Genomic DNA, 25,836 nt, shown 5'->3' on the forward strand with positions numbered 1-25,836 from the left:
CCAACTCCTATTTTAAATAAAAATTTAAAGGTAATAGCTCTCTCACTTTATAAGAATTAAATTTATCTTCTCTACTATTGTAAAGTAAGATATCCATATCCAAAGAAAACTCTGCCATAACTTGCCTACAAGCCCCACACGGAAAAACCCCATCACCATCTTTACCAACTATTATCATTTTAACAAAGTCTCTTTCTCCCTCACTTACCGCTTTAAATATGGCAACCCTTTCAGCACATATTGTAAGACCATAGGATGAGTTCTCAATATTAACTCCTGTATATATTTTCCCAGACTTTGTTAAAAGCACTGCAGAAACAGGAAAATTTGAATACGGAGAGTAAGAATTTTTTAAAACATCTAAAGCTAATTCCCAAAGCTTTTTATCATCCATGTTTTTTCTCCTTTAATACTGCTTCTATAAAACCAAGAAAGAGAGGATGTGGATTTAGAGGTCTCGATTTATATTCAGGATGGAACTGTGTAGCCACAAAGAAGGGATGATCTTTTAGTTCTATGATTTCAACTAATTCATTATCAGGAGATAAGCCAGAAAATACCATACCATGATTTTCCAAGATATCTCTAAAACTATTATTTACCTCATATCTATGTCTATGTCGTTCATAAATTAGGTCTTTTTGATAACATTTATAAGCTATTGTTCCTCTTTTTACTACACATGGATAAGCTCCCCTTCTCATAGTTCCGCCTTTTTCTTCAATATTCTTTTGATTAGGCATTAAATCAATAACTGGATATTGGGTATTCTCATCAAACTCTTTACTATTTGCTCCTTTTAGTCCAATGCTTCGAGCAAATTCAATTACTGCACATTGTAATCCTAAGCATAAACCCAAAAAGGGAACATTGTTTTCCCTTGCCCACCTAATTCCCTCAATCATTCCCTCTATTCCTCTTGCACCAAATCCTCCTGGTACAAGCAAACCATCAGTATCCTTTAAAATATCAGCCACATTATCGCTCTTCACTTTATCTGATTCTACCCATTTTAAGTTCAATTTTACTCCTAAATGTCTTGTAGCATGTTTTAATGCCTGGACCACACTCAAATAAGCATCAGGTAGAGTTGTGTACTTACCAAGTATGGTTATTTTAACCTCTCCTTCTAATGGTTTCTCAACCATCTCTCTCCATTCTTTCAAATCACTTTCCCTATTCTCTAAGCCTAAAAGCTCACATACTAATTTTCCCATGCCCTCTTCTTCAAAATGGAGAGGAATTGCATATATATCCTCCACATCAACACCCGAAATTACTGCTTCAGGCTCCACATCTGTAAATAGGGCTATCTTTTCCCTAATACTTTTAGGAAGACGTTCCTTAGCTCTGCATAAAATAATATCTGGCTGAATTCCTATACTCCTCAATTCCTTTACACTATGTTGAGTAGGTTTAGTTTTCAATTCTCCTGTTGGAAATAAAGAGGGCACCAACGTAACATGTAGGTAAATTAGATTTTGTTTTCCAACATTTTTCCTAAATTGTCTAACTGCTTCCAAAAATGGAAGCCCCTCAATGTCTCCAACAGTTCCACCTACCTCTATTAATACAACATCCGCTTTTGTTGTTTCCGCCACATGTAAGATACTTGATTTTATCTCCTCAGTAATATGAGGAATAATCTGAACCGTTGATCCTAAATACTTTCCTTCTCTTTCTTTTTTAATAACATTAGAATAGATTTTGCCAGTAGTTACATTATTTATGGAAGACAGATTTACATCTAAAAATCTTTCGTAATGACCTAAATCAAGATCTGTTTCTGCCCCATCTTCAGTAACAAATACTTCCCCATGTTGATATGGATTCATTGTACCTGCATCCACATTTATATAGGGATCAAACTTTAATGCAGTCACTGAAAACCCTTTACTTTTTAAGATCCTACCTAAAGATGCCGTAGTTAATCCTTTACCCAAGGAAGAAATAACTCCACCAGTAATGACAATATACTTAGTCATCGCTCACCTCAGCCTTTTCTTCTTTCTTTTCTATATAAGTAATTTTTATTTTCTCAATCCTTTGTCCCTTCATACTCTCTACCTTCAATTTAAAGTTACCTATATCAATCTCTTCCCCTTTTTCTGGCACTCTACCTAAAACATCAAGGACTAATCCCCCTACTGTATCGTATTCAGTCTCCGGTAAACGTTCTTTCCATTTCTCCTCCAAAATTTCATTTAGTTCATAGATATTCATTTTAGCATCAACAATTAAATTATTACTATCTACAAAAGAAAACATTTTCTCCTCTTTATCATACTCATCTTCTATTTCTCCCACAAGCTCTTCTAAAAGGTCTTCTAATGTTACTAAACCAGCAGTCCCTCCATACTCATCAACAACAATCGCCATATGTACTTTTCTTCTTCTCATTTCTTTGAATAGCTCATTTATTTTTGTATTTTCTGGGACATATAAAACTTCTCTGACAATATCCTTTAATTTCTTATTCGGATTTTTATCAGCAAGAGCCTTTAAAACATCCTTAGCATGTACAATACCAATAATATTATCAATACTGCCTTCATAAACAGGAAGACGAGAATGCCCCTCTTCAATTATCTTCTTCCAAGCAGTTTCTAAGGTATCATCAGATTTAACACAGATCATATCAATTCTTGGAACCATAACCTCATGAACTTCTGTGTCCGTGAATTCCATTATATTATTAATAAACTCTTTCTCCTCTTTTTCAATTATACCTTCTTTTTCTCCTATATTGACTAAGGTAATAAATTCCTCAATTGTGCTAAAAGGAGATATAGTTTCCGAAGTTTTTCCTATAACATGATAAAAAATATTGCTAAAAATCAAGAAAATTTTAGTTATAGGGCGCAATATAACGTATATTGGATAAAACAAATAAAAGAAGGTTAATGCAAATCTTTCTTTATATTTTAAACCCAAAGTTTTTGGAATCATCTCTCCAAATATAACAATAAAGAATGTTGAGATTCCAGTAGCTATAGATATACCATAATTCTTAACATAATTTAAAGCAATTTTAGTTGCTAAAGAGGCAATTAAAATATTCACAACATTATTAGCAATTAGAATGGTAGCTAAAAGCTCTTGAGTATTTTCAAGAAGTTTTAACAGTTTCTCCGCCCTCTTGTTTCCCTCTTGTGACAAATGATGTAATCTTACCTTTGTTGAGGAAACAAGAGAAGTCTCTAATGCAGAAAAGAATGCAGAAAGGGATAAAAGGAAAAATAAGGAAAATACCGTCAGAGAACTTCACGCTCCTTTTATTAATAAACTAATCATAGCTATAATATGAGGTAAAAATATCATAATTCCAGAAGCCACAGCTAAAACGGCTAAGATAAACACTGCACTGGCACATAAATCTTTTATAATCTTAATTGTGGGCGAAAAATCATCTTTATAGGCATCTAAAGCCTTTTCAATGGCGGTATTAAAAAATTCAGCACTTATAACTAAACCCGTCCATAAAAGAACAATCAAAAATTCCAATAAAGAAAGCTTAAAAAGTATCCCTGCAAATATAGCAAGAGCTCCAACAATAAATTGAATTTTTATATTTCTTTCATTCCTAAATCCCCAATCTATACCTTCTAAGGAGAATTTTATACTCTCCATTAAATTCCTTGTTTTCATTAGACTACCCAAAGCTTTAATAGATTTTGAGTCTCCCGATCCATTTCTTCTCTATCCTTCTCTGTCTCATGATCATAACCTAATATATGCAAAAGACCATGCAAAGACAAAAAAACAACCTCATCAATTAAAGATTTATTGTTTTCAATGCTTTGCTTTTTGGCGGTAGGTATTGAAATATATATTTCTCCTATGATTCTATTCCTAAAATCTTTTCCTAAATTAAATGACAAAACATCTGTGGTACTATCCTTATTCCTATATTTGCTATTTAGCTCTCTCATTTTCTCATCATCTATGAAAACAAGAGATATATCATAATTAATTGGATGAAGTCCCTTTTTTCTAAGGACTTCCTTAAGAAACTTTTTAATTCTTTCTATGTCCTTACTTTCTAATTCACCTTTATAATTATTATAGATTTCTAAACTCACCTTTTTCTCTCTCCCATCTATCATAAGCTTTAACGATCTTCTTTACTATATCATGCCTTACTATATCCTCTTCTGTCAATTCCACAAAACCTATTTCTTCTATATCTCTTAATATATTCCAAGCAGTTATTAGTCCTGATTTCTGATTCCTATCCAAATCTATCTGAGTTATATCCCCAGTAATAACCATTTTACAACCAGAACCAAATCTTGTTAAAAACATCTTCATTTGTAAAGGAGTAGTATTCTGTGCCTCATCCAACAAAACAAAAGCATCCTTAAAAGTTCTTCCTCTCATGTATGCAAGAGGAACAACCTCTAAAAGCTTTTTCTCCAATAATCTCTCTAATCTCTCATAGCCCAAGAATTCCTCTAAAAAATCATATAACGGCTTTAAATAAGGGTTTGTTTTTTGTTGCAAGTCGCCTGGAAGAAAACCTAACTTTTCTCCTGCCTCTACTACAGGTCTTGTCAATATAATCTTCTTTATTCTTCCTTCTCTCAGAAAAATAAGCCCTGTTACTATAGCTAAGTAACTTTTACCAGTACCTGCAGGTCCTATAACAAAAACTATATCTTTCTTCTCCAGGGCTTCAATATATTTCTTTTGCCCTGGAGAAGAAACTCTAACAAGCTTTTTCTCTAATACTAAAACTTTGCTCTCTAAACTATCCTCAACCTTACTACTACCGTTAATATATTCAGAGATATAATCAACCATTTTGTTAACCCAATCTACATCCCCTTGAATAATAAGTTTTTCCTCAACAACTGATACACTTATAGGATATTCGTTTTCCCATCTCCTTATATCTTTTATTAGCTCTTTCCCTCTCTCAATATTTAGGAATCCTTTTGGCAAAATTAGTTCAGTTTTCGCAGATGGTGTAACCATATATTAATAAATTTACTTCTTCTTTTTAGCTTGAGCTTTTTTACGATTTCTCTTTTCGCTTGGCTTTTCGTAATATTCGTGTCTACGAATATCAGCAAGAACTCCATCTTCTTGAAGCTTCTTTTTGAATCTTTTTAGTGCACTATCTAAACTTTCATCTTTTCCTACTCTTACTTCTGTCACAACTTTCCCTCCTTTCTTACATTAATTATAACTGAGAATTTAAAATTAAACACTCTTTCACCCTTTCCCCAAGTACTCTTTCTTTATCTATATTTTTCAAAATAACTGGCACAAACTCTCCCTTTTCCACCTTCTCATCTTTAAAGAAAACTCTTATATAATTTGAAGTTAGCCCTTCCGCTATCCCATTTTCTATATTCTCTACCAATACCTCCATTCTGCTCCCTATAAACTTTTCCACATATTTCTTCCACAACTCATCACTTAGAGACATAAGTATTCTCTTTCTTTCTTCTACGATTTGAGGAGGCAAAGGCTTCTCAGTATATGCTTTAGTGCCTGGTCTTGGGGAGAAGGGAAAGACGTGAATCTTCATAAATCCAATTTCCTTTGCAAACTCTAATGTATTTTTAAAATTATCTTCTTCTTCTCCAGGAAAACCAACTATTATATCTGTTGCAATAGCAATATCAGGAACTCTTTTTCTTATATTTTCTATAAGACCATAGAAATATTTAGTATCATATCTTCTTCCCATTCTTCTTAATACCTCATCATCTCCACTCTGAAGGGGTATATGTAAATGCTTACAAACTTTTTCCTCAGTAATTACATCTAAAAGATCGGGTGAGAAATCCATAGGCTCAATAGAACTTAATCTCAATCTCTTCAACTCTGGATAATCTAAGATCTTTCTTATAAGATTTGCAAGATTTATGTTCCCACCTAAGTCCTTTCCATAAGCTCCTAATCTAACTCCAGTAAGAACAATCTCCTTATATCCTGAGTTTAATAGGTTCTCAACTTCCCAAAGAACAACCTCAACAGGTTTACTTCTTTCTCTACCTCTTAAAAATGGTACTATACAATAGCTACAAAAGTTATTACAACCATCCTGAACCTTCACTAAAGCTCGAGTTCTTTCGGTTGGTATAGGAGCAACAAAAGAATTCTCATCACCATTAAAAAATTCCCACTTTTCCTTATTATCAAGTAGAATATCCACATCAAGTGGGAAGTTATAACTCTTGAGTCTTTCTGGGTAACAACCTGCTAAAATTATCTTCGCCTCAGGAAATTTTGCCCTGATGAATCTGATAAGTCTTCTTGCTTTTCTCTCCGCTATATGGGTGACCGCACAACTATTAATAAAAACATAATCGGTTTTATTTCCAAAGGGCTTAACTTCCCAACCTTCCTTTAGAGCTAAACTTTTTAACTTTTCTGTTTCATACTGATTTACCTTACATCCAAAGGTATAAAAGCTAATACTTCTTATTTCCAAGGGTTTACTCTAACCCTAAACCTCCCTTCTCATATAAAATCAAAGAGGAAGCAACAATTGCTGCAGTTTCTACTTTTAATATTCTTGGACCCATATTAAAAAAAACTCCACCTCTTTCTTTAAACATCTGGATTTCCCTATCACTAAAACTACCTTCAGGTCCTATAAAAAGATAAATATTATCTTTTACTTCTTTTATTACATTTTTTAGCCCTACTTCAGATTTTTCCCATGCAACTAATATACTTGAATCCTTTGAATCTATATGATTCAAAAGCTCTTCTAAGTTCTTAACCTCGGAAAGTACTGGTATCCTTTTCCTTTCGCTCTGTTTAACCGCCTCTATTATAATCTTCTCCCATCTCTTATATTTTCTCTCAATGTTTTCTTCTTTTAAGTTTACTATACTTCTTTCGGTTTGTAAAGGAAAAAAGCCACTAACTCCTAACTCTGTACATTTCTCAATTATCCATTCCCATTTATCTAATTTGGGTAAGCTTTGACACAAGAATAAATTAAATTTAATTTCTATGTCTTTATTATATTTTTCCAATATTTTAAAAACAACTCTATCTTTTTCTACCTCTTCTATAGATGTCAAAAATAGCTCTCCATCAGGTGATCTAATAATAATCTCTTCTCCCTTTTTATACCTTAAAACTCTAATTAGATGGAAAATCTCCTCTTTATTTTCTAATAATAAATGCTGATTATCTAAGATTTTATCAGCAAGAAATATAGGTGACATAAACTACTTTTCAAAGAAACTACTTATCTTCTCAGATAATACTTTACCCATCAATTCTACTAAGCTTAACATCTTTTCATATTTCATTCTTTTTGGACCAATCAATCCAAGAGTTCCAATTACATTACCCTTCAAAGAATAAACTGTTGCAATAACGCTACATTCATTTAGTTCTGATATTCCTATCTCACTACCTATAAGAATAGTCAATCCATGATTTAAGAAGGCAGAAAACAACAAGGAAGAAATTACTCTCTCCTCTTCAATAACGCTTAGCAAATTCTTAACTTTATTAATGTCTTGAAACTCTAAATGTTTGAATATACGAGATATTCCAGCCAAAAAGACTCCTTCTTCCTTCTCTTTTTCTAAAACTTCCCAGAGAAGTTGTTCTAAACCTATATAAATTTCCTGAGGAATATTAGAAGGATATTTTCTTTCTAACAGAAGCCAATAAACATTTTGTAGTTCTTTATTTGAAAAATTCTGATTCAAAATCTCTTTTGCCTTGATTATCTCAAATTCAGATAATGGCTCTATTAATTTTATTATTCTTTCTTTTACAATACCAGTTGATGTGGTTATTATAAGAGAAATAACACCCTCATTTAACTCTACAAGTTCTATCTTTTTTAGGTAAGTAGAGTTAAGCTGAGGGAATAGTACTACCCCTATAAAAGTAGTTCTTTGTGAAATAATTTCTGCAACTTGCTGTAAAAGAGTCTCCCAATTTAAAGGATATAATAAGGAATAATTTATAAATTGAATATCTTCAGGAGATGGAGGTTCTGTATCCATTAAAAAATCAACATAGAATCTATAACCTCTATCAGATGGTATTCTTCCCGCAGATGTATGAGGTTGAATTAGATATCCAGCCTCTTCCAGGTCTGCCATCTCGTTACGAATAGTAGCAGGACTCCAACCCAAGTGGTATTTTTTTGCCAATACCCTTGAGCTTACTGGTTGTGCAGATTCTATATAGTCTTTAACTGTTATTCTTAGAATTTTTTGTTTTCTTTCGTCTAACATCTTTTAGCACTCTTTTATATAGATTGCTAACCATATATAGGTTATCATTACAACTTTTATATGTCAAGTTTTTGGTATAATGATTATAAGTTAAAACATATGAGGAGGTTTTTTAAATGAAGAATAATAATAGTATGTTAATCTTTGGAGATGTTATAACCCCGGAAGGAATAATCTTTAATGGTGTTGTTGGAATAAAAGAGGGTAAAATTTATTATATTGGGAAGAAAAAGGATCAGCTTGAATATGAAAATTTTTTTGACTTTAAAAATCATTTTATATCTCCAGGCTTTATAGACATTCATATACATGGAGCTTATGGTAAAGATTTTATTGATGGAACAAAAGAAGCAATCAATACTATAACAAATTTTACGTCTCAAACAGGAGTTACCGGTATATTACCTACCATTCTTACGGCACCTATTGAAGTTATGACTAATGCCATAAAGTCCATAGAGGATATTATGGAGACAGAAGAATATATTGGTTCAAAAATTTTAGGAATAAACCTTGAAGGACCTTTTTTAAATGTAAAATATAAAGGAGCTCAAAGGGAAGACTGCATTCTTAAGCCTAATCTTGAAACCCTAAAAAAACTAATCTCAAAGCATACAAAAATAATGACCTTAGCTCCAGAGATTGATGGAAATTTGGAAATAATACAATATTTGAATAAAAATAACATAAAAATATCTGTAGGACATTCTGATGCCACTACAGAAGAATTAATAAAAGCAATCTCTCTTGGTCTTTCCCATGTAACCCACCTCTTCAATGGAATGAGACCATTACATCATAGAGAGCCTGGAATAATAGGATTAGCATTAATAAATGACGAAATCAGTGTAGAATTGATTGCAGATGGTTTTCACTTATCTCCCTATATACTGAATTTGGTTTATAAGATAAAACCAAAGGATAAAATAATACTGATAACAGATTCGATGATGGCAACAGGACTTTCTGATGGAAAATATCTATTAGCTGGTCAAGAGGTCGTTGTAGAAAATGGAAAAGCAACTCTTGCAAGTGGCACTTTAGCTGGAAGCACCTTAACTTTAAATAGGGCAGTTAAAAACATGGTGGAAAAGGTAGGAGTAAAAATAGAAGATGCAGTATATATGGCTTCTTATTCTCCTGCTTTACTATTAGGTTTACAGAATAAAAAAGGAAGCATTGAATTAGGAAAAGATGCAGATATAACTGTATTTGACCGTAATTTCCAAGTTAAAATGACGATCGTAGAAGGGAAGATTGTTTATTTGAATAGATCTTAAATAACTTCTTTTCCTATATCTCTTCTATAATACATATTATCAAAAAATATACCTTCCTCTATGGTTTTATATACTTTACTTCTAATACTTTGGAAGTCATTTCCTACTCCAACCACTGAAAGGACCCTTCCACCTGCAGTTAATAGCTTTCCATCCTTCCTCACAGTTCCCGCATGAAAGATATAAATATCTTCAGTATTAATATTTTTAAAAGTAATTTCCTTTCCTGTCTCATAATGTCCTGGATAGCCCTTTGATGCCAGTACTACACACAAAGCTTTTTTCTGTTTATTCCATGGAAAATCTTTATTTTCTAAAAGGCTACTTAAATCATAATCTAACAATGGAAGTATTACTTGTGCTTCAGGATCTCCTAATCTAACATTAAACTCTAAGACATAAGGATCGTTATTTACTAATATAAATCCCCCATATAAAAAGCCTGTATAATAAATATTTCTTTTATACAACTCTTCCATTAACGGTTTAAAAATTCTATTTGTACATTTTTCAATAATTTCCTCATTTATCCAGGGAACAGGAGCAAAAGAGCCCATTCCACCAGTATTTTCACCTGTGTTTCCTTCTCCTATCCTTTTATAATCTTGAGCTGGAGGTAAATAATAAAACTCATTATTTTTTACTATGGTTATTAGAGAAAATTCTACTCCCTTTAAAAATTCCTCAATTACAACTTTTTCTCCAGATTTACCAAAGACCTTCTTTATCATAAAATCTCTTAAAACTTCTACTGCACTTTCAAAGCTTTCCACAATCTTCACACCTTTTCCTGCACACAGTCCATCCGCCTTTATTACAACAGGGAAATTTACATTTTTAACAAACTCTACTGCGGAATTAAAATCATCAAATACTTTAAACTCTGCAGTAGGAATTTTAGCAGATCTCATAATCTCTTTTGCAAAAGCCTTACTTGACTCAAGTTTTGCAGGTTCCTTTCTTGGACCCCAAATTTTCAATCCTTCCCTCTCAAAAGCATCTACAATACCTAATGTCAATGGATATTCAGGTCCTACAACTGTCCAATCTATTTTAGTTTCTTTTGCAAATTTTACTATACTTTCAATATCATCCACCATTATATCTATACATTTCGCAATCTCAGAAATACCCGCATTTCCAGGTATAGCAAAAATCTCTTCCACCTTTTTATCCCTTGATAATTTCCAAGCTATTGCATGCTCTCTTGCCCCACTTCCAATAACAAGTACTTTCATTTTAAATACCCCCTAATCTTCAAAGATAACCCTTCTTCCATCAAGTCTAAACTTTTTTGTAGAGAGCTTTTCTACCACTTCAACTAATAACTTATGTTCTTTTTTTAGAATACGATCTGCCAAAGTATCAGGAGTATCATCGTCATAAACTGGCACAACTTTCTGCCCAATAATTGGACCTGAATCTATCCCTTCGTCAACAAAATGGACAGTACATCCTGAATATTTTACTCCATACTCCCATGCTTGCTTTTGAGCATGGAGACCAGGAAAGGAAGGAAGAAGGGAAGGATGAATATTTATAATTTTGAGAGGATAAGCAGAAAGAAGTGTTTTACCAACTATTCTCATATATCCAGCTAAAACCACTAAATCCACATTATATTCCTCTAAAATACTTTTAATTTTTTCTTCATATTCTTTCTTCGTTTTATAATCTTCTCTTTTGACAACATAGCATGGAATTTTCGCCCTTTTTGCCCTTTCAATAGCAAGGGCTTGAGGATTATCACTAATCACAACTACAACTTGAGCTGGATAATTTTCTTTCCTACTTGCATTAATCAAAGCTTGTAAATTACTACCTCTTCCTGAAACCAAAACACCCAATCTCTTCTTCAAATAATTTCAACTCCTTCACCTTTTTCTATTACTCCAATAATATAGGCTCTTTCTCCCATATTATTTATAAAGTTTAATATTTCCTTATCTCTATCTTTAATGACTAATATTAATCCAATACCCATATTAAATACTTTAAAAGCCTCTTTTTTAGATATATTACCCTTTTTTATCAAAAACTTAAATATCTCAGGAACTTCCCAACTCTTAGAATCAACGATCGCTTTATAACCCTTAGGTAAAACCCTTACTAAATTTCCCGGAATTCCTCCACCAGTTATATGCGCAATACTTTTTATAGAGGCTCTATAATGTTCCAATAAAGGTAAAATCAAAGGTGGATATAATTTTGTAGGTTTTAGAACTTCCTCTTCAAGAGTATTTCCATTTATCTTAGTGTTCCAAGAAATTCTTTTCTCCTTTATTATATATCTTACTAAGGAATATCCATTGCTATGAATTCCTGAAGAAGATATACCAATTAGTAAATCTCCAACACCAATCTCATCTAATTTTGGTAACAGATTTTCTTCCTCTACAATACCTAAAGCAAAGCCTGCAATGTCCACATCCTTTCCTCTATAGATCCCAGGAAGCTCTGCAGTTTCTCCTCCAACAAGTGCACACTCTACTTTTTTACATGCTTCGGAAACACTAATTAGAATTTTTTCATATATTTCTTTATTAAACTTTCCAAGAGCAAAATAATCAAGAAATGCAATAGGTTTAGCCCCACAAGTAATTAAATCATTCACATTCATTGCTACCAAATCTTGTCCTATATTATCAAGCTTATTCCTTTGAATAGCTAATTTTAATTTAGTCCCTATACCATCAGTAGTTAAAAGTATTAAAGGATTCTTATAATCTTTCCAATTTATTTTCAATACAGATGAAAAACCATTCCAAATAGGTATCACAAAAGAGTTATATGTTTTTTCAAAATAAGGTTTCAAGTTTTTCAAACTTTTCTCAACCTGAGATATATGCACACCAGCTAAACTGTATGTAATTCTTTTTGGCATAGTTCTTTACTCACCACTTTTCTTCCAAAACATTCTCCACAATAACTTTTATTTGGCAATATACTTAATAGTCCCTCCATACTCAGGAAAGCCACAGAATCAAATCCTAAGAGTTTTGCAATTTCGTCTGGGGTATAATAATGGCTTATTAGCTCTCTTACATGAGGAATATCTACTCCATAATGGCAAGGATATATTATGGGGGGAGAAGAAAGTCTCAAATGGACCTCTTTTGCTCCTTCTTTACGGAACATTTCTGCCAATCTCTTAGCAGTGGTACCTCTTACTAACGAATCATCTACCAATATAACTCTCTTATTCTTAACTACATCTCCCATTATCAGAAGCTTAATTCTAACTGCACCTTCCCTCTGATCTTGTCTTGGTTGTATAAAAGTTCTTCCTACATAATGACTTCTCATTAGAGCCATTTCTAAAGGTATTCCACTAAATTCACTAAAACCAATAGCAGCTGGTATTCCAGAATCTGGCACAGGGACAACTATATCCGCAGGAACATAAGACTCCTTTGCAAGTATCCTTCCCATATCTTTCCTATAATTATAAACACTCTTTCCATTATACAAGCTATCAGGTCTGGAAAAATATATGAACTCAAAGAGACAAAACCTTGATTCACCTATTTTATAAACACTCTCTCTAATCTCTCCTTCACTACTTACAAATATTAAATCTCCCCTCTCTAACTCCTTTATACTTTTAACGGGAAGATTTTTAAATGCACATGTTTCAGAAGAAAAAAGTATACTTCCATCCTCTAAAACAGCCATAAACAATGGTCTAAAACCATTTGGATCCTTTACAGCCCAAATTCCCTCATTACTTGCTATCAAAAGTGCATAACTACCATCCACATGATTAAGAGCATTCATTAATCTTTCCTCTAAATTCTTTCCTTCCGCTCTTGCCATCAAGTGAAAAATAACCTCAGTATCTGAGGTACTTTGGAAGATAGCTCCCTCATTTTCAAGCTTTTTTCTCAAAAAATTGGCATTCGCTATATGTCCATTGTGTGCCAAAGCTAAAAAACCATACTTTGGTAAATTAACAATAAGAGGCTGAATATTATTAGGGTTTTGTTTTCCTGAAGTAGAATATCTCACATGTCCAATGGAAATTTTTCCTCTTAATTTTTTCAATATATCATTATTAAAAACATTACTTACCAAACCATAGTCCTTGTGAAAATTTGGCTCTGAAGATTTAAAACTTACTATACCAGCACTTTCTTGTCCTCTATGTTGTAAATTAAGCAATGCATTATATACCAAAAAACTGGATAAATTATATTTTGAAGGTGTAATAGCTCCAGCAATTCCACATTCCTCATAAATAGACATTTTTATTCCCCTCCTAAAATATCTTCAAGGGGTAAAGACAAATAGGGCTTTATTTGGAAATGATCCTTTGAAACTTTCCCTATCTTTACAGTTTTCAATTCATAGTCTTTTATTTTCATCTCAAATAAATCTTTCCTTTCTTCGGGAACCTCAACAACTATTATCCCACTTGCCTCCCCAAATAAAACTTCTTCTTCCTCCTTATCTATATTTAATTCTACATCAATTCCCTTTCTTCCCCAAATACACATTTCCAAAAGAGTATTTACCAATCCTCCTTCACTTAAGTCGTGGGCGGATAATACAATTTTTTCCTTTCTAATATCCTCCATAAAATTCTTTAACCTTCTCTCCCATATTAAATCCACATATGGAGGCTCCCCTGCAATCTGATTATAAGCAAATTTAAGATAATCACTTCCGTCTAATCTAAGCCAATTTAAATCACCAATTAAATACAAAAGATTGCCTTCTTTTTTAAGCCCGGGAGTAATTAAATATGATAAATCCTCCAGCACCCCCACCATACCTATTAAAGGAGTAGGAAATATTCTATTATCTCCTTGCCCATTGTAAAAACTCACATTTCCACTTACAATTGGGATCTCTAATATCCTTGAGGCAAGATTAATTCCTGAAATAACCTCTCTAAACTGGTAGAATACCTCAGGCTCATCTGGATCTCCAAAATTAAGACCATCAGTAATAGCAAGGGGTTTTCCTCCAACACATAAAATATTTCTACATGCTTCTGATACTGCATTCATTGCCCCAATTTTAGGATCCAAATAACAATATCTACCGTTACCATCGATTGTAACAGCTATTCCTTTATTTGTTCCTTTAATCCTTAATACTGCAGAATCTCCCATGCCAGGAGAAATTACTGTATTTGTTTGAATGGAATAATCATATTGAATATAAATTCCCTCTTTTATTTTGACTGAATCTATTAAATGCTTAATATAATCATACTTTTTATCTTCCTTTTTTAATAAAGTATTAATTTTTGGAGTCTCATAACCTTTAAAAGGTGGATCAAATTCAAGAGACTCTTTTGTTAGTAATTTTATTGGTAAATCCACTACTTTTTCCCCTTTAAAGTATGCTATAAATCTTTCCTCATCAATAACCTCACCGATTACCTCTGCATCCACATCCCACTTTTGACAAATTTCTTTTACTTTATTTAGTACATCCGGTCTAATTATAAATAACATTCTCTCTTGAGATTCCGATATTAAAATCTCTTCTGCGGTCATATCCTTTTCCCTTTGAGGAACTCTATCTAAATTTAATATTACCCCTGAATTTCCTCTACTTGCAGACTCGGAGACAGCACTTACAATTCCCGCAGCACCAAAATCTTGCACCCCAATTATTCCATCTTCTAAACTGCATATTTCTAAACTGGCTTCAATTAATAATTTACCCAAGAATGGATCTCCTACCTGAACAGAGGGTCTTTGAGTATGAACCTCTTCATCCAACTTTTCCGACGCAAAGCTTGCACCATGAATACCATCCCTTCCCGTTTTTGCCCCAACAAGGAGAAGTAAATTACCTTTTCCTTCTGCCTTACCTTTATATATCTTTCTATCAGGAGGAATCAATCCTACACACATAACGTTAACTAATGGATTAGAGCTATAACAATCTTCAAAATCAATTTCCCCTCCAACAACAGGAACTCCAATACAATTTCCATAAAAACTTATTCCAGATACAACACCATTAAATAGATAACGATTTCTAAGATTATCTTGAGGACCAAATCTCAACGAATCCAAAAGGGCAATAGGTCTTGCTCCTAAAGCTAAAATATCCCTAATTATACCTCCGACTCCTGTAGCAGCACCCTGAAAAGGCTCTACTGCAGAAGGATGATTATGACTCTCCACCTTAAAAGCTATTTTATAACCATCTCCAATATCTATAATTCCTGCATTTTCTCCAGGACCTTGATATACCCAATCGGATTTTGTAAGAAAATTCTTTAAGTATTTCCTTGAATGCTTATAACTACAATGTTCAGACCATATTACAGAAATAACTGACCATTCTACATCGTTAGGTTCTCTTCCTAAAATCTCAATGGCATGTTTTATTTCCTCTTCTTTTAATCCATGTATTCCCATTCTTTTCACCTCAATTTATAAGGGATAAAAATAATCTTAGTCCTGAATCACTCCCTAAAATTTTTTCAACTGCTCTTTCAGGATGAGGCATCATTCCCATAACATTTCCTCTTCTATTAACAATACCAGCAATATTATTCAAAGAACCATTTGGATTGCTTTTTTCATTTACCTCTCCATTTTCAGTACAATATCTTAACACTACCTGCCTATTCTTTTCTAACAATTCTAATTCTTTTTCTGGAATATAGTATCTTCCCTCTTTATGAGCTATTGGCAACTTGATAATTTCACCCTCTTCATATCTACTCAAAAACTTAACATTATTATTTTCCACCCTCAAATAAACAGGCTTACATATAAAAGTATTGGTATTATTAGGAAGCATAGCACCTGGAAGCAATCCCATCTCCAACAAAATTTGAAAACCGTTACATATTCCAAGTACTAATCCACCCTTTTCAGCAAAATCATAAACACTACTAATAATTGGAGAAAATTTGGCAATTGCTCCAGCTCTTAGATAATCCCCATAAGAAAATCCACCTGGAAGAATAACAGCAGAAACATTTTTTAGATCCTTTTCTTTATGCCACAAAAAAACTGGTTCTAAACCTGCAAGCTGTAGAGCCCAATAAGTATCAAGATCACAATTAGAGCCAGGGAATATAATAATTCCTACTCGCATTTCCCCTCTACCTCAATATAATAATCTTCTGTTACTGGATTTGCTAAAAATATTTCACTCATTCTTTTAACCTTTTCTCTAACTTCATTCTCATTTTCTGCTTCAATTTTCATTCTTAAAATTTTACCCATTCTGACTTCCTCAACCTCATTAAACCCAAGTGAATGTAAAGCATTGTTAATAGTTTTGCCCTGAGGATCAAGAATACCTTCTTTTAAGAATATTTCTAATTTAACCCACCATTTACTCATTTTACCCCTATCCTTTCGTAAATTTTATCTATATTTTTGAAATAATTATCCAAAGAAAAACACCTTTCGATCTCTTCTTTTGTTAATACTTCATTAATTCTACTATCATTCATTACTACATCCTTTAAGGATCTCTTCTCCTGAAGAGCCTCAAATGAATCTTCCTGAATAATAGAATAAGCTGTATCTCTCAACATCCCTTTCTCTGTTAGAGCAATCAATAGATTGGACGAATAAAAGATACCTTGACTAATTTCTAAATTCCTTTTAATGTTTTCTTCGTTAACTTTCAAATCCTTTAAAATATTAATCATTAAGTTTAAAATATAATCAACTAAAGAAGTAGCATCTGGAAAAATTATCCTTTCTGCGGAGGAGTGGCTAATATCTCTTTCATGCCACAAAGAAATATTTTCAAGAGATGTAATAAGATATCCTCTAATAACCCTTGCAAGTCCGCATATTCTTTCCGATAAAATAGGATTCCTTTTATGGGGCATAGCAGAAGACCCCTTTTGTTTTTCCCTAAATGGCTCTTCAAGCTCTGCCACTTCAGTTCTCTGAAGATGTCTTATCTCCTGAGCAAATCTTTCTAATGTGCTTGCTATCATAGCTAAACTGAATATAACTTCTGCATGTCTATCTCTCGGTACAATTTGAGTAGCTACAGGTTCAGGTCTCAAACCTAATATCTCACAAGCTTTTTCTTCAATCTCTGGACGGGTATGAGCTAATGTTCCAACAGCTCCTGAAAACTTACCATATCTAATATTTTCTTTTGCTTTCTTAAGTCTTTCTAAATCCCTTAATAACTCTGAATACCATCCTAAAAATTTAAAACCAAGCGTTATAGGTTCAGCATGCATACCATGAGTTCTGCCAACCATTGGAAGATATTTATACTTTATTGCTTTTTCCTTAACAACATCAATAAGTGTTTTTAAATCATTCTCAATATAATTCAGAGCGGACAAAACTTGCAGAGAAAATGCTGTATCCATTACATCAGAAGAGGTCAAACCTTGATGAATATATTCTGAACCCTTTCCTACGTAACTTGCTACATTAGTCAAAAAAGCTATCATCTCATGGTTATTTTCTTTCTCTATTTCTTTTATCTCATCCACATTGAATTTTGCTCTTGATTCTATCTCCTTAACTAAATCCTCGGATATTTCCCCATAATAAGCTCTTGCTTTCAAAAAAGCCATCTCAACATCTAACCACAACTTATATCTATTCTCATCGGACCAAATTAACTTAAACTCTTTTCTGCAATATCTATCTAACAACTCATACACCCCTTATAAAAAATTAAAAATAGAAACACACATTTATTATGTAACATAATTTTAACAAAAATATCCTAATTTAAAGTTTAAACTTTTTTTAAACACGAGGAATTTTTACAGCGATTTTAAGTATAATATAAGTCAGGAGGTGATAGAAAATGGAAATTATTTTTGAGAAAGAGATCAATGGCGTAAAGATTAAAGTGATTCAAGGAGATATAACACAAGAGAATACTGAAGCAATTGTAAATCCAGCCAACAACTATTTAAAGCATGGAGGAGGTGTTGCAGGAGCTATTGTAAGAGCTGGTGGAGATGTCATCCAAAAGGAAAGTGATGAATATGTTCAAAAATTTGGTCCTCTACCTACAGGAGAGGCAACGATTACTTCTGCGGGTAACTTAAAAGCAAAGTATGTCATCCATACTGTAGGTCCAAGATGGGGAGAGGGAGATGAATATAAAAAGTTGCAAAAGGCAGTTCAAAGCACTTTAAAGTTAGCAGTTGAAAAAGATATAAAAACTATAAGTATCCCTGCTATAAGTTGCGGTATATTTGGATTTCCACCGGATTTAGGGACAAAAATCATCGTAGAAACCATCGTTAATTTTATAAAAAATGAAAAACATTCCTTCAAAGAAATACATCTTATTGGCTTAGGTGAAGATATTCCAAATCTATTTGCTAAAAATCTAAATTCTATTACTGAAAATTAGCACTAAAAAATATATTCCGAATCCTAAGAGGAAAAAGGAAGCAAAATAAAGAATATAGTTATATATTTTTCTCCAAAAGGGAAGGGATAGTCCTTGCCCTATAAATCCTATAAACATATACCAAACATAATCAGAAAGAATGTGCCCAATATAAAAACTTAGGACTCCAAATACTAAGTAGTTTTTTGCTTGTGCAATAAAAGAAACCCCAATTGTAAGCCACCAAAGAAGCCAATAGGGATTTGCCAATGAAGTTAAAGCACCTGCCAAGATCAGAGATGGATTAAAAGAATAATTTATAGGGTTAGAATTTATAGAAATTTCTATTCTCTTCTTTATTAAGCTCGTGAATAAAGAGAGACTCATGTATATCAAAAAAAGACTTCCAAAAAAACTAAAAGATTTTATAAAAACTGGAGTTTTCAAAATACTTTGAACTCCTAAAAGAAGTAAAATTACAAGAATACCTTCAAGGATAGCATGACCCGTTATTATTTCTAAAGACCTTTTCCATCCACCTATACTACTTTGAGCAAGAACTAAAGTCATTAAAGGACCTGGAGCTGAAGCTCCAGAAAAACCCACCAAAAAACTTGTAATAAATAAGCTTAAAATAAACATTTAATCTGCACCTCCTCCGCCTCCTCCACCGCCTCCACCTCCTCCACCTGATGAACCGGAAGAGGTAGAAGACGCCACACTACTTGTGAAAGCATCACTAAAAGATGCTAAAGAAGAATTAAAACTTTCAAAGGAATCAGCTAAATCTACCATATAACCAGAAATTCCTGGTGTAAACCATTGTATATCATTAACAGGAACTTCTAACATCTTCATAGCCTTTAAAACTTCCTTTGCAACTCCTAATACAGTTCCATAAACCAAATATTTCTCCCACATAATTAAGGATTCTGGAGGATGCTTGGAGATAAGAGAAAAGTCTTTTAAAAACCTTTTAAAGGCTTTCCATTTCAATGCAAGAAGTTTTCCCTCAGGAGAATATCTTTTTACAGGTTTTCTAAAAATAATATTTAGAAATACATTTATACTAAGAACAACAATTAAGGCAATTGCATAAGGTAATATATCTTTTAAATTTTTAGAGAAGATGAATAAAAAGACGAAAGTTAGAAACTCTAAGAGAATCCAAACAAACAACCAAATGTTTAATATTTTTAACCCTTCTGTAAGAATCCACCTATTTTTATCATATACATAATACTTTACCAATTTATCGAAATTACTCTTGAAAGATTGCAAATTCTTATTCTTAAGTTCAGATATGTAAAACTCACTACCAAATTCTCCAAATTGCAACAATAACTCTTTCAAATCTTCACTTAGCTCATTTTCCATCTTCTTTCCTGTCAAAACAATCTTATAATCTTTGTGTTTTCTTCCTAAAAATCCCTCCTTTATTTCCTCTACTATTTTTAAATATCCTCTTCTTGCAAGCTCCAAAGTAGATGCAACAATTGAATCAGGTAAAGTACTATCAGATTGATTAATAAGCATATCAACCCAAGCAGGAGGAATATCTGCAGGTGGTTCATGCTCATATTCACCTTGATAATCTACCCTTGGCTCTCTTCCATATTTAAAGTAAGTTCTTAAAGGAGCATAAATTCCCAAAAACAAGAATATAATTATTAGAATTACTAATGTGCCTTTTAATATATCAATCCAAAATCTTTTTCTCTCCTCTTCCCTCCTCCAATTTTCCTCCTCCTTTAATATCTTTTCACGCCCATTCTCTAATATTAAGTTGACCTTACTTTCATCAAGGTTTGTTAGATAGTATCTTGGAAATACTAATCTTACCTCCACCCATTGTTTTTCTGGAATATTTCCTGCATAAGCTAAAATCTTTTTATAATCCTTACTGATCCCAATTTTGCCGTCAATCTTTGGATGAAGAAAATATGAAACTTCATTAATATTTTCTATCTCCTTAGGTAGAGAAACTTCTACCCAGAGCGCAGGAAGCTTTTTTTCCCAATCCCCTCCCCATACTTTCCAATAAAACTCCGCCACATCATTATATACATTTAATCCCTTTATGAGTTTATAATGAACTCTAAAGGTTTTATTAGTATCACTTGCTCTATAAAACCATGTAATTTTGTAACCTTCTGAGGTTCTTGTAAAATTAAAGGTATTTGGAATTCTTTCTTGTGTCTCACGATGATAAGTATAATCCTTTTCTACTCCATTTATAACTTCTTTTACAGAAGCATCCTTTATATCCCAATTTCCATAAGGAATATTTATCCAGGCTCGAGAGTATGATCCAGAAAACCAATAGGATAATTCATTTACAACATCTATCTCCCCATTAGGTTTTATATCATAATATACCTTTGCAAAGTTGAATCCATAATCCTTCGCGTATATTGGTGAGAAGAGTATAAACAAAAATATTAGGAGAAAAATAATCTTTTTCATATTAATTCTCCCAAAAATTTTTAAATGATTATACCATAAATAATTTAATTGATATATAATTAAAGCTATGAAGATACAAGTAATAGACCATAAAATTATAAGAGTTTATTTTCCAGAAAGTGAAAAAGAGAAAAATTCCTTTGCAGTTGAAAAAACCGAACCTATAAACTATTCTATCGAGGAAGCTAATGAAGAAAGCATAATTTTAACAAACAGTCTTAAAATTAAAATAAACAAGAAAAAGAATACATTAAAAATCTATGACCACGACAATAATTTGATACTCTCAGATTATGAAGACTTAGGTTATAAAAAGATAGATAATAAAATTTTCTGTTATAAGGAAATTAGAGATGAAATAGCTTTTTTAGGCTTTGGGGAAAGAACAGGAAGCTTAAATAAGAAAGGTAAAAGATTAATAAATTGGAATACTGACGAACCTCATCACTCACCTAAGGCGGATCCTCTCTATCAATCCCATCCCTTTTTTATTGCCTATAGTCCTACACGAAGCTATGGATTATTCTTTGATCATACAAATTTAAGTTATTTTGATATGGGAAATGAAAATGAGAAGTACTGGTATTTTGCAAGCGAGGGAGAAGAATTAGACTATTATTTTATTTATGGACCAACTCCTAAAGAGGTAATAGAAGGATATACAAAACTTACCGGAAGATATTATATGCCACCCATATGGGCTTTAGGTTTTCAACAATCGAGATGGAGCTATGAAAGTGAGGAAAAAGTAATAAATATAGCGAAGACTTTTAGAAAGAAAAATATTCCATGTGATGTTATCTATCTTGATATAGATTATATGGATGGATATAGAGTATTCACCGTAAATAAAAAGAAATTTCCAAACTTTGAAAAGATGGTAAAGGATTTAAAAGAGGAAGGGTTTAAAATACTTTTAATTGTTGATCCTGGGATTAAAAAAGACGAAAGCTATGAGGTTTATAAAGAAGGAATAGAGAAAGGATACTTTTGTAAAAGAAATAAAGATGTGTATATAGGGTATGTGTGGCCAGGAAAATGTGCATTTCCTGATTTTATTAGAAAAGATGTTAGATCTTGGTGGGGTGAAAAACTGAAAAAATTAATTAATCTTGAAATTAGTGGTATTTGGAATGATATGAATGAACCCTCTTCTCTTTCTAAAATTGAGTACTATCTAATGAGATTACTTTTTTATTTCTTAAAACTAAAAGAACCTCCCTCTCTACCTAAACCTTCAGAATTCAACGCTAAAATTAAAGAGATAAAGAGAAAAACTCTACCCTCAGATGTCTTACATGGAGAAAATCAAGAATTTACTCATGCTGATATTCACAATGCTTATGGGCTTCTAATGACAAAGGCAAGTTTCGAAGGATGGAAAAAGTATAGTGATAAGAGACCTCTTATTGTTTCAAGAGCAGGATTCTCTGGAATTCAAAAATATTCTGCGGTATGGACAGGAGATAATAAAAGCAGTTGGGAACACCTATATATGAGTATCCCTATGCTACAAAATTTATCTTTATCTGGAGTTCCCTTTGTAGGAGCAGATGTGGGTGGCTTTTGGAGAGATTGTACCCCAGAACTTTTTATAAGATGGATACAGCTTGGAGTATTCTATCCCTTCTTTAGAGTACATACCGCCATGAACACAAAACCCCAAGAGCCTTGGAGCTTTGGGGAAAATGTAGAAAAAATAGCCAAAAAATATATTATTTTGAGATATAAACTTATCCCATATATCTACTCTCTTTTTTATGAAGCAAAGGAAAAAGGAATTCCCCCTTTAAGGAGTCTCTTTTTGGAATTTCCAGAGGATATAAATGCAATAAAGCATGAGGATGAATTTATGCTTGGACCTAATCTACTGATCGCTCCCATTTATAAAGAAGGTGAGAAAGAAAGAGATGTATATTTTCCTTCTGGATTTTGGTATGACTTTTATTCATATAAAGAATATAGAGGACCAGGGATTTATAAAGTTTATGCAGATTTAGATACTATTCCAATCTTTGTTAGAGAGGGAAGTATTATTCCTATGTGGGAAGAGCAAAATTATGTAGGCGAGAAAAAACAAAACTTTTTAGAATTGAAAATCTTTCCTGGAAGTGGAGAATTTCTTTATTACGAAGATGATGGTGAAACATGGAACTATGAGAAAGGAGAATTTAACCTTATAAAATTTTCATGCTTTTTAGAAGAAGGTGAGAAATATTTAAAGATTGAATATCTACATAAAGGATATTTAGGAGGTAGGGAAAAATTTATTGTATATGATATTAAAGGCAATAAATGGGAATTTAATGAAGGAGGAGAAATTTATGCTTGTATTGGGACATAGAGGAAATTCGTATAATCCTGAGAACACTTTAAAGGCTTTTAAATCCTCAATAGAAATGGGAGCAGATGGAGTAGAGTTAGATGTACAGAAAACTGCAGACGGAGTTTTAATAGTATCTCATGACGAGAATTTAAAGAGACTAACAGGAATAGATATAAATGTTAGAAGGACTGAATTTAGTAAGTTAAAAAATGTAACTATAAATGGAGAACCTATTGCAACCTTAAAAGATGCCTTAGAATTAATAAAATCTCATGATAAATTTGTAGATATTGAGGTAAAAAATCCCAAGGATTTTCAGGATGTAATAGATCTTGTAAAAGAAATTAAATTAAAGGATTTTATTATCTCTTCCTTTTGGCACAATGGGGTTTTTGAATATAAAAAACTATATCCAGAAATTAAATTTGCCTATCTTTATGCTCATTCCCCAAGAGATCTTTCCGTTTATGTTAAGGAAGTAGATTATCTAAAACCACATTTTTACTATATTAATGAAGATTATGCTCCTTATAGGGATAGAACTATTGCATGGACTGTAGACGATGAAGAAAAAATAAAGGAAATTTTAGATTTTAAAATTTTTGCCATAATATCAAATTTTCCTGATAGGGTTATAAAAATAATGAAAGGAGGAAAAGAAATGTATAGCAATCCATATTTATCCTATTTTCTCCAGATGATAGATAAGAAAAGTATGGTTCAAAAGGAAAATCACATAAGTTTTGAGGCAATAAACTATATGATACCTCTAAGAATTGAAAACCTCTCAATGGATGATGGTGAAATTAAATTAAATAAAGATTTGCCCTTTAATTGGGGATTGGGTGATAGAGTAAGGTTTGAGATAAATATAAAGGGAGAAAACCCGAAAGTTAATATAAAAGTAAGAGAAGTAGGAGAACTATCATTCTCCTTAAAGGAAATATTAAAGTTGTTATGAGACAAAATCTCTCTTTTTAATAGCCTTTTGAATATTAGTGTTTAAAAGAGAAAGCCTTGAATAATAGAAAGAAAATGAAAGGAGGCATATTATACCTCCTAAAAGGACTGTATAGGATGGTCCTATAATATTCCCTAATGCACCACCAAGAAAACTACCAATGGGCATGGCTCCCATAAAAAACATAACATAAAAGCTCATAACTCTTCCCCTTATCTCATCATCTATAACTGTTTGAACTAAAGTATTACTACTCACTACATTTATTATATAGGTGAATCCAATTAATATAAGAAGGAGAAAGGATAGGATAAAAGTTTTAGATATAGAAAAAAGAATTAGACCAAGTCCCATGAATACTAAAGAGTATGCAATATTTCTCTCTATACCTAATATACTTTTCCTTCCAGCAACATAAAGAGCTCCAATTAATGTACCTATTCCTAAAGCCCCCATAAGAAAACCCAATGTTTGAGGACCTCCGTGAAAAACCTTTCCAGCAAACACTGGCATAAGAACTTGGTAAAAAGATGCAACCATACTGCAAATACTTAAATATATTAAGGTATATCTTACAACTAAGAATTTAAACGAATAAACAAAACCTTCTTTTAAATTTTGCAAAATATTATTCTGTGTGGGAATGCTTTTCTTGGGCTTTAGTCTCATAAATAGCAGAGCAATAATGACCGCCAAATAAGATATAGCGTTTATCAAGAAACAAATCCCCTCTCCCAAGAGAGCAACCACAAAGCCACTTATTGTTGGACCTATCAAACGAGCACTATTAAAAATAAAGGAGTTAAGGGCTATCGCATTTGCTAAATCTTCTTTTCTATCCACCATTTCAACAACAAAAGATTGACGGGCAGGTGCATCAACAGAATTCACAACTCCAAGAAATATATTCATTAGAATAATATGCCAAACTTGAATTACTCCAGATAAGGTTAGAATAGAAAGAATCAATGCCTGAATTAGTGCTAAAGTTTGAGTAAGTATTACGATCTTATGCTTATTAAACCTATCAACAAATACTCCTGCAAAAGGAGCTAAAATAAGATTAGGAATTTGCCCAAAAAAGGCGGTGGTACCTAAAAGCCAAGGAGAATTTGTAATTCTATATACAAGCCAACTCATTGCAGTCTGCTGCATCCAGGTGCCAATGACAGAAATTGCCTGTCCCACAAAAAATGAACGATAATTTCTATATTTTAAAGCTCTAAATATATCCTTCATAATCTTAAATTATAGTATTTATTTTACTAC

The 25,836-nt window shown here is 32.5% G+C and carries 25 protein-coding genes; 4 read left to right on the top strand and 21 right to left on the bottom strand.

The features are described from left to right. Nucleotides 1-7 precede the first annotated feature (7 nt). The 10 genes from cdd to hrcA are packed head-to-tail and all read right to left on the bottom strand — an operon-like array spanning nucleotide 8 to nucleotide 8,225. On the bottom strand, nucleotides 8-394 hold the full coding sequence (gene cdd / locus CBR30_01870) for a cytidine deaminase (protein PMQ02414.1): 387 nt from the start codon (nucleotides 392-394) through the stop codon (nucleotides 8-10). Beyond that, nucleotides 387-1,985, bottom strand: a complete 1,599-nt coding sequence (locus CBR30_01875) for a CTP synthetase (GenBank protein ID PMQ02415.1) — start codon at nucleotides 1,983-1,985, stop codon at nucleotides 387-389. The genes cdd and CBR30_01875 overlap by 8 nt, the downstream gene beginning before the upstream one ends. Further along, nucleotides 1,978-3,258, bottom strand: coding sequence for a gliding motility protein GldE (locus tag CBR30_01880; GenBank protein PMQ02416.1), 1,281 nt, complete (start codon nucleotides 3,256-3,258; stop codon nucleotides 1,978-1,980). Before CBR30_01880 ends, CBR30_01875 begins: the two co-directional genes overlap by 8 nt. A 6-nt stretch (nucleotides 3,259-3,264) precedes the next feature. Further along, entirely contained in the window at nucleotides 3,265-3,648 is a 384-nt protein-coding gene (locus CBR30_01885; GenBank protein ID PMQ02417.1) for a diacylglycerol kinase, read from the bottom strand. Further along, nucleotides 3,648-4,082, bottom strand: coding sequence for an rRNA maturation RNase YbeY (gene ybeY, locus CBR30_01890; protein PMQ02418.1), 435 nt, complete (start codon nucleotides 4,080-4,082; stop codon nucleotides 3,648-3,650). The genes CBR30_01885 and ybeY overlap by 1 nt, the downstream gene beginning before the upstream one ends. Next, on the bottom strand, nucleotides 4,063-4,977 hold the full coding sequence (locus tag CBR30_01895; protein PMQ02419.1) for a phosphate starvation-inducible protein PhoH: 915 nt from the start codon (nucleotides 4,975-4,977) through the stop codon (nucleotides 4,063-4,065). Before CBR30_01895 ends, ybeY begins: the two co-directional genes overlap by 20 nt. 12 nt (nucleotides 4,978-4,989) lie before the next feature. Then, nucleotides 4,990-5,160 (bottom strand): 30S ribosomal protein S21, encoded by a 171-nt coding sequence (locus tag CBR30_01900; protein ID PMQ02420.1) that lies wholly within the window; start codon nucleotides 5,158-5,160, stop codon nucleotides 4,990-4,992. A gap of 25 nt (nucleotides 5,161-5,185) precedes the next feature. After that, a complete protein-coding gene (locus CBR30_01905; protein ID PMQ02547.1) occupies nucleotides 5,186-6,439 on the bottom strand; it encodes a tRNA (N(6)-L-threonylcarbamoyladenosine(37)-C(2))-methylthiotransferase MtaB in 1,254 nt (417 codons plus the stop codon). 10 nt (nucleotides 6,440-6,449) lie between these two features. Continuing rightward, nucleotides 6,450-7,193, bottom strand: coding sequence for a hypothetical protein (locus CBR30_01910; protein PMQ02421.1), 744 nt, complete (start codon nucleotides 7,191-7,193; stop codon nucleotides 6,450-6,452). A gap of 3 nt (nucleotides 7,194-7,196) precedes the next feature. After that, nucleotides 7,197-8,225 carry a heat-inducible transcription repressor HrcA gene (gene hrcA, locus CBR30_01915; GenBank protein ID PMQ02422.1) on the bottom strand — a complete coding sequence of 343 codons (1,029 nt, stop codon included), beginning with the start codon at nucleotides 8,223-8,225 and terminating at the stop codon, nucleotides 7,197-7,199. A gap of 134 nt (nucleotides 8,226-8,359) precedes the next feature. Between hrcA and nagA the strand changes: the two genes are divergently transcribed. Further along, nucleotides 8,360-9,505: an N-acetylglucosamine-6-phosphate deacetylase gene (nagA, locus tag CBR30_01920; protein ID PMQ02548.1), complete on the top strand. Its 1,146-nt coding sequence runs from the start codon at nucleotides 8,360-8,362 to the stop codon at nucleotides 9,503-9,505. Here the strand turns inward: nagA and CBR30_01925 are convergent. From CBR30_01925 to CBR30_01960, 8 genes are read right to left on the bottom strand one after another with little or no spacing between them, the layout of a single operon-like run. Beyond that, on the bottom strand, nucleotides 9,502-10,743 hold the full coding sequence (locus tag CBR30_01925; GenBank protein PMQ02423.1) for a phosphoribosylamine--glycine ligase: 1,242 nt from the start codon (nucleotides 10,741-10,743) through the stop codon (nucleotides 9,502-9,504). The genes nagA and CBR30_01925 overlap by 4 nt on opposite strands. Before the next feature lie 12 nt (nucleotides 10,744-10,755). Next, nucleotides 10,756-11,364: a phosphoribosylglycinamide formyltransferase gene (locus tag CBR30_01930; GenBank protein PMQ02424.1), complete on the bottom strand. Its 609-nt coding sequence runs from the start codon at nucleotides 11,362-11,364 to the stop codon at nucleotides 10,756-10,758. Next, nucleotides 11,361-12,389 carry a phosphoribosylformylglycinamidine cyclo-ligase gene (locus tag CBR30_01935; protein PMQ02425.1) on the bottom strand — a complete coding sequence of 343 codons (1,029 nt, stop codon included), beginning with the start codon at nucleotides 12,387-12,389 and terminating at the stop codon, nucleotides 11,361-11,363. Before CBR30_01935 ends, CBR30_01930 begins: the two co-directional genes overlap by 4 nt. Further along, the gene (locus CBR30_01940) at nucleotides 12,362-13,750 is read right to left on the bottom strand and encodes an amidophosphoribosyltransferase (GenBank protein PMQ02426.1); all 1,389 of its coding nucleotides are present in this window, start codon (nucleotides 13,748-13,750) and stop codon (nucleotides 12,362-12,364) included. Before CBR30_01940 ends, CBR30_01935 begins: the two co-directional genes overlap by 28 nt. A 2-nt stretch (nucleotides 13,751-13,752) precedes the next feature. Beyond that, the gene (locus CBR30_01945; GenBank protein PMQ02427.1) at nucleotides 13,753-15,888 is read right to left on the bottom strand and encodes a phosphoribosylformylglycinamidine synthase II; all 2,136 of its coding nucleotides are present in this window, start codon (nucleotides 15,886-15,888) and stop codon (nucleotides 13,753-13,755) included. Nucleotides 15,889-15,898: 10 nt separating this feature from the next. Next, nucleotides 15,899-16,576, bottom strand: coding sequence for a phosphoribosylformylglycinamidine synthase I (purQ, locus tag CBR30_01950; GenBank protein ID PMQ02428.1), 678 nt, complete (start codon nucleotides 16,574-16,576; stop codon nucleotides 15,899-15,901). Then, entirely contained in the window at nucleotides 16,567-16,827 is a 261-nt protein-coding gene (locus CBR30_01955) for a phosphoribosylformylglycinamidine synthase (protein ID PMQ02429.1), read from the bottom strand. The genes purQ and CBR30_01955 overlap by 10 nt, the downstream gene beginning before the upstream one ends. Next, entirely contained in the window at nucleotides 16,824-18,119 is a 1,296-nt protein-coding gene (locus tag CBR30_01960; GenBank protein PMQ02430.1) for an adenylosuccinate lyase, read from the bottom strand. Before CBR30_01960 ends, CBR30_01955 begins: the two co-directional genes overlap by 4 nt. 158 nt (nucleotides 18,120-18,277) lie before the next feature. Here CBR30_01960 and CBR30_01965 point away from each other — a divergent pair, with 158 nt between their 5' ends. Next, nucleotides 18,278-18,835, top strand: coding sequence for a macrodomain protein (locus tag CBR30_01965; GenBank protein ID PMQ02431.1), 558 nt, complete (start codon nucleotides 18,278-18,280; stop codon nucleotides 18,833-18,835). Here CBR30_01965 and CBR30_01970 read toward each other — a convergent pair. Both CBR30_01970 and CBR30_01975 read right to left on the bottom strand, forming a co-directional pair. Beyond that, nucleotides 18,812-19,456, bottom strand: coding sequence for a lysine transporter LysE (locus CBR30_01970; GenBank protein PMQ02432.1), 645 nt, complete (start codon nucleotides 19,454-19,456; stop codon nucleotides 18,812-18,814). The genes CBR30_01965 and CBR30_01970 overlap by 24 nt on opposite strands. Next, entirely contained in the window at nucleotides 19,457-21,280 is a 1,824-nt protein-coding gene (locus CBR30_01975; protein ID PMQ02433.1) for a hypothetical protein, read from the bottom strand. It abuts the gene before it with no gap. Between the two features lie 67 nt (nucleotides 21,281-21,347). On the opposite strand from CBR30_01975, the gene CBR30_01980 reads away from it, so the two are divergent. Beyond that, on the top strand, nucleotides 21,348-23,624 hold the full coding sequence (locus CBR30_01980; protein ID PMQ02434.1) for an alpha-glucosidase: 2,277 nt from the start codon (nucleotides 21,348-21,350) through the stop codon (nucleotides 23,622-23,624). Continuing rightward, nucleotides 23,605-24,567: a glycerophosphodiester phosphodiesterase gene (locus CBR30_01985; protein PMQ02549.1), complete on the top strand. Its 963-nt coding sequence runs from the start codon at nucleotides 23,605-23,607 to the stop codon at nucleotides 24,565-24,567. Before CBR30_01980 ends, CBR30_01985 begins: the two co-directional genes overlap by 20 nt. On the opposite strand, the gene CBR30_01990 is transcribed toward CBR30_01985, so the two are convergent. Then, nucleotides 24,562-25,809, bottom strand: coding sequence for an MFS transporter (locus CBR30_01990; GenBank protein ID PMQ02435.1), 1,248 nt, complete (start codon nucleotides 25,807-25,809; stop codon nucleotides 24,562-24,564). The two genes, CBR30_01985 and CBR30_01990, sit on opposite strands and share 6 nt — an antisense overlap. Nucleotides 25,810-25,836 lie beyond the last annotated feature (27 nt).

Source organism: Dictyoglomus sp. NZ13-RE01, from assembly GCA_002878375.1.
In the GTDB taxonomy this organism is placed as follows: domain Bacteria; phylum Dictyoglomota; class Dictyoglomia; order Dictyoglomales; family Dictyoglomaceae; genus NZ13-RE01.

Excerpts from the sequence above, each read along its gene's own strand:
- CBR30_01940 (PMQ02426.1), bottom strand. The coding sequence starts at position 13,750 with ATGTCTATTTATGAGGAATGTGGAATTGCTGGAGCTATTACACCTTCA.
- CBR30_01975 (PMQ02433.1), bottom strand. The coding sequence starts at position 21,280 with ATGAAAAAGATTATTTTTCTCCTAATATTTTTGTTTATACTCTTCTCA.
- purQ (PMQ02428.1), bottom strand. The coding sequence starts at position 16,576 with ATGCGAGTAGGAATTATTATATTCCCTGGCTCTAATTGTGATCTTGAT.
- hrcA (PMQ02422.1), bottom strand. The coding sequence starts at position 8,225 with ATGTTAGACGAAAGAAAACAAAAAATTCTAAGAATAACAGTTAAAGAC.
- CBR30_01980 (PMQ02434.1), top strand. The coding sequence starts at position 21,348 with ATGAAGATACAAGTAATAGACCATAAAATTATAAGAGTTTATTTTCCA.
- CBR30_01885 (PMQ02417.1), bottom strand. The coding sequence starts at position 3,648 with ATGAAAACAAGGAATTTAATGGAGAGTATAAAATTCTCCTTAGAAGGT.
- cdd (PMQ02414.1), bottom strand. The coding sequence starts at position 394 with ATGGATGATAAAAAGCTTTGGGAATTAGCTTTAGATGTTTTAAAAAAT.
- CBR30_01925 (PMQ02423.1), bottom strand. The coding sequence starts at position 10,743 with ATGAAAGTACTTGTTATTGGAAGTGGGGCAAGAGAGCATGCAATAGCT.
- CBR30_01970 (PMQ02432.1), bottom strand. The coding sequence starts at position 19,456 with ATGTTTATTTTAAGCTTATTTATTACAAGTTTTTTGGTGGGTTTTTCT.
- CBR30_01985 (PMQ02549.1), top strand. The coding sequence starts at position 23,605 with ATGCTTGTATTGGGACATAGAGGAAATTCGTATAATCCTGAGAACACT.
- CBR30_01945 (PMQ02427.1), bottom strand. The coding sequence starts at position 15,888 with ATGGGAATACATGGATTAAAAGAAGAGGAAATAAAACATGCCATTGAG.
- CBR30_01895 (PMQ02419.1), bottom strand. The coding sequence starts at position 4,977 with ATGGTTACACCATCTGCGAAAACTGAACTAATTTTGCCAAAAGGATTC.
- CBR30_01910 (PMQ02421.1), bottom strand. The coding sequence starts at position 7,193 with ATGTCACCTATATTTCTTGCTGATAAAATCTTAGATAATCAGCATTTA.
- CBR30_01935 (PMQ02425.1), bottom strand. The coding sequence starts at position 12,389 with ATGCCAAAAAGAATTACATACAGTTTAGCTGGTGTGCATATATCTCAG.
- CBR30_01955 (PMQ02429.1), bottom strand. The coding sequence starts at position 16,827 with ATGAGTAAATGGTGGGTTAAATTAGAAATATTCTTAAAAGAAGGTATT.
- nagA (PMQ02548.1), top strand. The coding sequence starts at position 8,360 with ATGTTAATCTTTGGAGATGTTATAACCCCGGAAGGAATAATCTTTAAT.
- CBR30_01875 (PMQ02415.1), bottom strand. The coding sequence starts at position 1,985 with ATGACTAAGTATATTGTCATTACTGGTGGAGTTATTTCTTCCTTGGGT.
- CBR30_01965 (PMQ02431.1), top strand. The coding sequence starts at position 18,278 with ATGGAAATTATTTTTGAGAAAGAGATCAATGGCGTAAAGATTAAAGTG.